This is a genomic window from Spectribacter hydrogenoxidans (genome assembly GCF_031846275.1).
Lineage (GTDB): Bacteria > Pseudomonadota > Gammaproteobacteria > Nevskiales > Salinisphaeraceae > Spectribacter > Spectribacter hydrogenoxidans.
Window position 1 is genome coordinate 70,928 of the sequence record NZ_JAVRIB010000014.1, and the last position, 8,887, is coordinate 79,814.

Sequence of the window (8,887 nt, forward strand, 5' to 3'; positions counted from 1 at the left end):
TCATGAATATACCACTGCCTTTCCTGTCCGGGGCGGCAAGCGCCTGCGGCGATGGCGTCACCTGTGCTTAAATGCGCGGCCATGTTGAGTCCCCTCGAACTGCACCTCGGTCTCCGGTATACCCGGGCCAAGCGGCGAAACCATTTCATCTCCTTCATATCGGCCATTTCCATGGGCGGCATAGCGCTGGCCGTGCTGCTGCTGATCACGGTGCTATCGGTGATGAACGGGTTCGAGACCGAATTGCGCGACCGCATTCTGGGTATGGCTTCGCACGTGACCGTCAGCGGCAGTGACGGGGTGATCGAGGACTGGTCCACGGTGGCCGACCAGGTACGGGAGCAGGCGTCGGGCGTGGCCGGCGTGGCGCCGTTTGTCAGCGGCGAGGGGATGCTGCGTTCCGGCAGCGACATGAGCGGCACCCTGATCCGCGGCGTGCTGCCCGAGGAGGAAACCGCGGTCTCGGAAGTCAGCACTCACATGACGGCGGGGTCGCTGGCGGCGCTGGAGGCCGGCGAGTACGGGATCGTGCTGGGCGCCGAACTGGCGCGCATGCTGGGCGTGGGCATGGACGATACCGTGGACCTGATGATTCCCCAGGCCACCACCACGCCGGCGGGCATCGTGCCGCGGTTCCGGCGCTTCACCGTGGTGGGGATGTTCGAGGTCGGTATGTATGAATACGACCGCGGCATGGTGATGATCCACATGCGCGATGCCGCCCGGCTCTATCGCATGGGCGACGGGGCCAGCGGCGTGCGGCTGAAGCTGGATGACATGTTCGATGCCCCGCGGGTCAGCGACCGGTTGCAGGGCCGGCTGCCGCCGGGGCTGCGGATTTCCGACTGGACGCGCCAGCACGCCAGCTTCTTCCACGCCATCGCCACCGAGAAGACGGTGATGTTCATCATCCTGTCGCTGATCATCGCGGTGGCGGCATTCAACATCGTGTCGATGCTGGTAATGCTGGTCACCGACAAGCAGGGCGACATCGCCATTCTACGCACCCTCGGGCTGAGCCCGCGCTCGGTGATGGCGATCTTCGTGATCCAGGGCAGCCTGATCGGGGTGATCGGCACGGTGATCGGGGTGTTCCTCGGGGTCTTGCTGTCGCTGAATATCGAGAACATCGTGCCCCTGATCGAGCGTCTGCTCAGCACCGATTTATTGTCCGCGGATGTTTATTACATCAGTCAGTTGCGCGGTGAACTTCATCTCGAGGATGTGATTCAGGTATCGATACTGACGCTGGTGCTGAGTTTCCTGTCCACGCTCTATCCGGCCTGGCGTGCGGCCCGGGTGCAGCCGGCGGAGGCACTGCGTTATGAGTGATGACGTCGCGGTCGCCTGCACCGGTCTGTGCAAGGTTTTCGATGAGGTCCAGGCCCCGATTCGGGTGCTGGATAACGTGTCGCTGGAGGTGGCGCGCGGCCAGTGCGTGGCGATCGTGGGAGCGTCCGGCTCGGGCAAGAGCACGCTGCTGCATCTGCTCGGCGGCCTGGATCAGCCCACCGAAGGGCGGGTACAGGTGGGCGGCCACGACATGACCGCGCTGTCGGATGCCGAGCGCGGTCGGCTGCGCAATCGGCAGTTGGGCTTTATCTACCAGTTTCATCATTTGCTGCCCGAATTCACCGCGGTGGAAAACGTGGCCATGCCGCTGCTGGTGCGGCGCGAACCCGCGGCGCAGGCCTATGCCGCGGCCGAGCAGGTGCTGGACCGGGTGGGGCTGGGCAAGCGACTAACCCACAAGCCGTCGGAGCTTTCGGGCGGTGAACGGCAACGCGCCGCCGTGGCGCGGGCGCTAGTCACCCGGCCCGCCTGCATTCTGGCGGACGAACCGACCGGCAACCTCGACCACCGCACGGCGGTGGTAGTGTTCGAGCAGATGCTCGAACTCAACCGCGAACTCGGGACCAGTCTGGTCATGGCCACCCATGACCGTAGTCTTGCGGGCCGTACGGACCGGATATGGGCGCTGGAGGACGGCAGGCTGGGTCCGCCCGAGGACTGACCGGCGCCCGCGACGTCCGCCTGCTGGCGCTGGCCTTCCTGGCTGGTGTGCTGGCTGTCCACCAACTGGCCACGCTGCCGCCTCTGTGGCTGCCGGCAATGCTGTTGTTGCCGGGCCTGGTCCGCTGGCCCGGCCATGCAATCTGGCTGGCGGCGGTGCTGGGTGCGAGCTGGGCCATTATCGACGCCGAGCAGCGCCTGTCGGCGCGGTTGCCGGTAGCCGCGGAGGGCGATACGAGAACCCTGACTGGCCGCGTGGCGTCACTGCCCGAACGCGATGCCATCCGCACGCGCTTCGTGCTCCAATCCGACGCCGATCCCGCCCGTTCCCGACTGGCCTGGTACGGCGAGCATCCGCCGCTGCGGTCCGGCGACTGCTGGCAGTTCACAGCCCAGTTGTCGGTGCCCCAGGGTTCGGCCAATCCCGGCAGTTTCGATTACGAGGGCTGGTTGTGGCGGCAGCATCTGCACGCCACCGGCTATGTGGAGGCAGGCCGGCGCTGCGATGCCGACGCGCCGTGGTCAGTCAACCGCTGGCGGCAGGCAGCCAGCGAGCAGCTGAAGGCGGCGCTGGATGAGGGTATTGGCGCAGCGCTGATCCGGGGCCTGGTTCTCGGGGATCGATCGGCGCTGACCGACGTGGACTGGCAGGTACTGCGCCATACCGGCACCAGCCACCTGATGGCCATTTCCGGGTTGCACATCGGGTTGCTGGCAACGCTGGTGTTCCTGGGGCTGCGCCGGGCCTTGCCCTGGCTGCCGGCAGGCATGAATCCACCGGTGCTGACCGTGGCGGCGCTGGGCAGCGGCCTGGCGGCTTTCGGTTACGCCGCCTTCGCGGGCTTCGCGCTGCCCACCCAGCGGGCGTTGTTGATGGTGGCGGTGGTGCTGGTCGCGCTGGTGCTGCGGCGCCCGGTGCTCCCGTCCCGGGTGCTGGCCCTGGCAGGGCTGGCGGTGCTCATGAGAGATCCGGCGGCGGTGCTGGCGCCCGGTTTCTGGTTGTCGTTTGCCGCGGTGGCCTGGATTCTCTACCTGTTGCGCGGACGGCTCGGAAGCGGCGGCTGGCGCCGCTGGCTGTGGTGGCAGCCGGCGCTGGTGCTGGCGCTGACGCCCCTGACGCTGTTCTGGTTCGGCCAGGCCTCGATCGTGGCGCCGCTAGCCAATGCGGTCCTGATTCCGGCGTTCGCGGTGGTGGTGCCGGCGGTGCTGGGAACCGCCGGGCTCGCGCTGATCTGGCCCGACCTGGGTGCGCCGCTGCTGCGTCTGGTGGAAGCCTCGCTGGCAACCGGCTGGCGGAGTCTGGCTTGGCTGGCCGAGCTGCCGATGGCACAGGTATCGCTGACGGCGCCGCCAGTCTGGACGCTGTTGATTGCCCTGGTTGGTCTGGCCTGGTGGCTGGCGCCGCGCGGCATCCCGGCCCGGTGGCTCGGTGCCATCGGACTCCTGCCGCTGATGATGGTCCCGCTGGCGCCGCCGCCCGGCGCATTCAACCTCGCTGTGCTGGACGTGGGGCAGGGATTATCGGCAGTCGTGCGAACCGCCGGCCATACGCTGCTGTTCGATGCCGGACCGCGTTACCGGTCCGGCTTCGATACCGGTCGCGCGTTGGTGCTTCCGTACCTGAAGTCGCAGGGCATTCGCCGGCTGGACCGGGTGGTGATCAGTCACGGGGATATCGACCATCGCGGCGGCTGGCCGGCGATCCGGTCTGCCATGCCGGTGGGGCAGGCGGTGGGTGCGGCGACGGATCGGCCTTGTCTGGCCGGACAGGCCTGGCACTGGGATGGCGTGGAATTCCGGATGCTGCATCCGACCACACCCGGCGGCCAGGACAACGACGGGTCCTGCGTGCTGCGGATTTCGGGCGCCGGTGGCTCCGTGTTGTTGACCGGGGATATCGAGGCCCCGGCGGAGCAGGCCCTGCTGGAGCGTGAAGCCGAGGGTCTGGCGGCCGATATCCTGGTCGTGCCCCATCATGGCAGCGACAGTTCCTCCACCACCGCTTTCGTTCAGGCGGCCGCGCCGGCATTCGCGGTGGTTCCGGCCGGCTGGCGCAATCGGTGGGGGTTTCCGGATCCGGCCGTGGTGGCGCGCTACCAGCAGGTTGGTGCGGGAGTGCTGCATACCGGCCGGGTCGGGGCGGTGCGGTTCGACCTGCGGCCCGGCCAACCGGTGAATGTCAGTCGCTGGCGCATCCGGTATCGGCGGTTCTGGCATCGCCCGGTGTGTGGCTCGGCTGGTCGCGCCGGGTCCGGGTCACTATCATGCGTGCAACCGGAAGAGGGACGATAACGATGTGGGAACTGGTGGTCGCCGGCGGGTGGGTGATGCTGCCCTTGCTGCTGTGCTCGATCGGCGCGCTGGCAATCGGGCTGGAACGGGCCTGGGCACTGCGTGTGTCGCTGGTGCTGCCGGCCCGCATCGACCAGCGGCTGGACTCGCTGGCCGCCCGGCCATTGAGTGCCGGTGAATTGAAGTCCCTGCATGAGGACAGCCCGCTGGGGCGGATTCTGGCCGCGGGGCTGGCCGTGCGCGGTGATGATCCCCGCGTCATCCGGGAACGCATCGAGGAGGCCGGGCGTGAAGTCGTGCACGAGCTGGAGCGCTACCTCAACACCCTGGGCACGATTGCCGCGGTCGCGCCGCTGCTGGGGCTGCTGGGTACGGTAATCGGCATGATCAAGGTGTTCGCCGCGATTACCGCAGCCGGGGTGGGCGACGCCCAGCCGCTGGCCGGAGGCATTTCCGAGGCGCTGCTGACCACGGCGGCCGGGCTGTGCGTGGCGATTCCCGCACTGGTGCTCTACCGCACCCTGCGCGGCCGGGTGGATGACCTGGTGATGCGCATGGAAACCCGCGCGATCCGCCTGGCGGATCGTCTCGGCGCGCCGGCCCCCGCGTGAAGCTCGCCCGCCGCCGGCTGGAAGAGCCCCAGATCGGGCTGACGCCGCTGATCGACGTGGTGTTCCTGCTGCTGATCTTCTTCATGGTGACCACCACGTTTGTCGAGGATGCCGGGCTGACCCTGCAACTGCCGATTGCCGGGGCCGAACCGGCCGAGCCGGAAGCCCTGCCGGAAGTGGTGGTGGATGCCGGCGGCAATCCCCATGTCGACGGTCATCGTCTGGTCAGCCGCGATGCCCTGATGGCAGCTCTGGCGGACATGGTGGACCGGTCGCAGGCGCTGCGCGTGCGTGCCGACGCCCGCGCCAGTCATCAGAGTGTGGTGACCGTGATGGACGCAGCTGCCGCGGCCGGTTTCGGCCGCATCGACATCGCGACCCAGCCGCAGCCATCGGACGATAACTCATGAGCGGGACTCCGAAGATCGAAACCCGGTATCTGACCAGGGAGGTCTATCCGCGCCTGTTGCGCTACAGCCTGCGCTATTGGCACTGGCTGCTGCTGGCCGGCGTTGGCATGGGGCTGTTCGCGGCCGCGGATACCGCACTGATCTACATCCTCAAGCCGCTGCTCGACGGCAGCATCGTGGAGCGGGACCCGTTCCTGATCCGCTGGATGCCGATATTCCTGCTGCTGTTGTTCCTCGCCCGCGGTGTGGCCGGGTTCTTCGCCCGCTACGGGATGGAGTGGGTGGCCAATCAGGTGATCTACCTGTTGCGTGCCGATGTCTTCGATCAGTTCCTGCGGCTGCCGGTGGCCTTTTTCGATGTCAATGCCTCGGGCAAGATGACCGCCAAGCTGACCTACTACACCGCCCAGATCCGCGAAGCATCGACCAGCGCCATCACTATCGTGGTGCAGGACTCGCTACGGGTGGTGGGGTTCATCGGGTTGATGCTCTATCTGAACTGGGCGCTGGCGCTGCTGACGCTGACGGTGGGGCCCGCGATTATGGGCATCATGCGGCTGGTCAGTCACCGCTTCCGGCGCTACAGCATGCGCATCCAGTCCTCGATGGGCGATCTCACCCACATCAGCGAGGAAGTGCTCACCGGCCAGCGGGTGGTCAAGGTGTTCGGCGGCGAAGAGTACGAGCGCGAGCACTTTGCCCAGGCCAACGAACGCAACCGGCGCATGTCCATGCGCATGGCCACCACCCAGGCGGCCAGCGTGCCGGTGATCCAGCTGATTGCCGCCATCGCCGTTTCCCTGGTGGTGTGGTTCGCCATCAACGAAAGCGGCGGCGGGGTGATGTCACCGGGGGATCTGGCGGCCTTCTTCGGCGCCATGATGGCGCTGATGGGGCCGATCAAGCGGCTGACCAATGTCAACGCGGTGATCCAGCAGGGGGTGGCCGCAGCCGGTGCCATCTTCGAACTTCTGGATGAAAGCGCCGAGGATGCCGGCGGTGAGCGGCCACTGGCCGAACGGGCCCGGGGCGATCTCGACATGACATCGGTGTGGTTCCGTTATCCCGGCACCCGGCGCGACGTGCTGCGGGACATCGACCTGACGGTGGGCGCCGGACAGACGGTGGCCTTCGTCGGGCGCTCCGGCAGCGGCAAGAGCACGTTGCTGTCCCTGCTGCCGCGCTTCTACGATCCTACCCGGGGCGTAATCCGGCTCGACGGCGTGCCGCTGCAGGAATACCGGCGCCGCGATCTGCGGGATCAGGTAAGCCTGGTTGACCAGAACGTGGTGCTGTTCAACGATACCGTCGCCAGAAACATTGCCTATGGTTCGCTGGCCGACCACGACCGTGAGGACGTGATCTCGGCGGCGCGCCGTGCTCATGCAGCCGAATTCATCGAGGGCCTGCCGGACGGCTACGACACCGAAGTCGGACAGAACGGCATCATGCTTTCCGGCGGTCAGCGCCAGCGCCTGGCCATTGCCCGGGCGCTGCTCAAGGACGCGCCGGTGCTGATCCTCGACGAAGCCACCTCGTCGCTGGACACCGAGTCCGAGCGAGCCATCCAGCAGGGCCTGGAGGCGCTGATGGCCAATCGCACCACACTAGTGATCGCGCATCGGCTATCGACCATCCGGGACGCCGACCTGATCGTGGTGATGCACGACGGGGCGATCGTCGAACGGGGCCGGCACGATGACCTGATGGCCCGTGAAGGCCATTACCGGATGCTGCACGACATGCAGTTCCGTGACGAGTCGTGATCCGGGCCGCCATCGAGCGGGCCTGGTACGCCGGTCGGGGCTGGACCGCATTGCTGCTGCCGCTGGCCTGGCTCTACGGCGCGGTGGTCGCGATCCGACGGGTCGCCTACGCGCGCGGCTGGCTGGCATCGCGGCACCCCGGTGTGCCGGTGCTGATCGTGGGCAACATCACTGTTGGCGGCACCGGCAAGACCCCGCTGGTGGCCGAGCTGGCGGCCCGGGCGCGCGTCCGGGGACGCCGACCCGGCATCGTGACACGAGGCTATGGGGGACGGTCCGGTGACCGGCCATACCGCGTCACCATGGATGCCGACGCTGGACTGGTCGGCGACGAGCCGCTGCTGCTCGCCCGCCGCGCGGCCTGCCCGGTGATGGTGTCGCCAGACCGGGTTGCCGCCGCCGAGGCGCTGGTCTCGGAGGCCGGGGTGGACTGCATTCTCAGCGACGACGGCCTCCAGCACTACCGCTTGCGCCGGGATGCCGAAGTCGTGGTTCGCGATGACGCCCGTGGTCACGGTAATGGCTGGCTGCTGCCCGCGGGTCCCCTGCGGGAACCGGTGCGGCGAATGCGGTTGGCGGACCTGTCGTTGACCCAGGGGTCGGCGGGTGACTTCCGCCTGTGCCCCGGTGACTGGCGGCGGGTGGATGGCATCGACCAGCAACGGCCGTTCGCGTCGCTCGCGGGACAACGGGCCCATGCGGTGGCGGGTATCGGCGATCCCGCGCGGTTCTTCGCCATGCTGACCGCAGCCGGGATCGAGGTGCTGCCGCATCCGTTTGCCGATCACCATTCATTCCGACCGGCGGAGCTGGCCTTCGATGACGACATGCCGGTGCTGATGACGGAAAAGGATGCGGTCAAATGCGCAGCCTTTGCCGCGCCGGACTGGTGGTATGTGCCGGTAACGGCAACATTCACCGCGGAGGCCGAAACGGCCGTTGATGCCTTGCTGGATCGGTGGCTGGCATGAACTTCCGCGTGGTCATTCCCGCTCGCTACGCCTCCACCCGATTGCCGGGCAAGGTGCTGCTGCCGATCGCCGGGCGGCCGATGCTGGCCCATGTGATCGACCGGGCCCGGGAGTCCGGCACCGAGGACATCTGGGTGGCCACAGATGACGCACGGGTATACGCCGCGGCGGAGGCAGCCGGCGCCCGGGCGGCGATGACCGCTGCCGACCATGCCGCGGGCAGTGATCGCCTCGCCGAGCTGGTCGCCCGACTCGAATGGCCCGACGACGCCATCGTCGTCAATCTGCAGGGCGACGAGCCCCTGATGCCGGGCTCGCTGATTGCCCAGGTGGCATCGGCGCTGGCCGGCGCGCCGGACGCCGACATCGCCACCGCCTGCGTGCCCATCCATGATGCCGCCGAGTTCGAGAATCCGAACGTGGTCAAGGTGGTTCGCGACCAGGCGGGGCGAGCGCTCTACTTCAGCCGCGCGCCGATTCCGCACCGCCGCGACTCGGTCGACGGGCCGCCACCGGCATTCCGCCATCTGGGAATCTACGCCTATCGCGTCGGCGCTCTGGCACGCTTCGCGGCCGCGCCAGCCGGTGATCTGGAGCGATGCGAATCGCTCGAGCAACTGCGGGCACTGGCGATGGGCATGCGGTTGCTGGTGGTCGAGTCCGAGCAGACGCCAGGGCCGGGCGTGGATACCGCCGAGGACCTTGCGTGCGTGGTTGCTCGCTTACAACCGGACTGAAACCGGTCCGTTGTAAACTGCGGCCCGTTATTTCTGCCGGACCCCGGATTGCGTTGATGCGAGTTCTTTTTGTCTGCATGGGAAACC

At 67.7% G+C, this 8,887-nt stretch carries 8 protein-coding genes; all 8 read left to right on the forward strand.

Annotation, left to right across the window (positions count from 1 at the left end):
- The first annotated feature begins 81 nt into the window (after positions 1–81).
- From RM532_RS13105 to kdsB, 8 genes are read left to right on the forward strand one after another with little or no spacing between them, the layout of a single operon-like run.
- Complete coding sequence (locus tag RM532_RS13105) at positions 82–1,332, forward strand: lipoprotein-releasing ABC transporter permease subunit (protein ID WP_311653786.1); 1,251 nt, start codon at positions 82–84, stop codon at positions 1,330–1,332.
- Complete coding sequence (lolD, locus tag RM532_RS13110) at positions 1,325–2,014, forward strand: lipoprotein-releasing ABC transporter ATP-binding protein LolD (protein ID WP_311653787.1); 690 nt, start codon at positions 1,325–1,327, stop codon at positions 2,012–2,014. The genes RM532_RS13105 and lolD overlap by 8 nt, the downstream gene beginning before the upstream one ends.
- Positions 1,972–4,305, forward strand: a complete 2,334-nt coding sequence (locus tag RM532_RS13115) for a DNA internalization-related competence protein ComEC/Rec2 (RefSeq protein WP_311653788.1) — start codon at positions 1,972–1,974, stop codon at positions 4,303–4,305. The genes lolD and RM532_RS13115 overlap by 43 nt, the downstream gene beginning before the upstream one ends.
- Positions 4,306–4,307: 2 nt before the next feature.
- On the forward strand, positions 4,308–4,916 hold the full coding sequence (locus RM532_RS13120; protein WP_311653789.1) for a MotA/TolQ/ExbB proton channel family protein: 609 nt from the start codon (positions 4,308–4,310) through the stop codon (positions 4,914–4,916).
- Positions 4,913–5,326: an ExbD/TolR family protein gene (locus tag RM532_RS13125; protein ID WP_311653790.1), complete on the forward strand. Its 414-nt coding sequence runs from the start codon at positions 4,913–4,915 to the stop codon at positions 5,324–5,326. The genes RM532_RS13120 and RM532_RS13125 overlap by 4 nt, the downstream gene beginning before the upstream one ends.
- A complete protein-coding gene (gene msbA, locus RM532_RS13130) occupies positions 5,323–7,092 on the forward strand; it encodes a lipid A export permease/ATP-binding protein MsbA (protein WP_311653791.1) in 1,770 nt (589 codons plus the stop codon). The genes RM532_RS13125 and msbA overlap by 4 nt, the downstream gene beginning before the upstream one ends.
- A complete protein-coding gene (gene lpxK, locus RM532_RS13135; protein WP_311653792.1) occupies positions 7,089–8,063 on the forward strand; it encodes a tetraacyldisaccharide 4'-kinase in 975 nt (324 codons plus the stop codon). Before msbA ends, lpxK begins: the two co-directional genes overlap by 4 nt.
- A complete protein-coding gene (gene kdsB / locus RM532_RS13140; RefSeq protein ID WP_311653793.1) occupies positions 8,060–8,800 on the forward strand; it encodes a 3-deoxy-manno-octulosonate cytidylyltransferase in 741 nt (246 codons plus the stop codon). The genes lpxK and kdsB overlap by 4 nt, the downstream gene beginning before the upstream one ends.
- Positions 8,801–8,887: the final 87 nt, after the last annotated feature.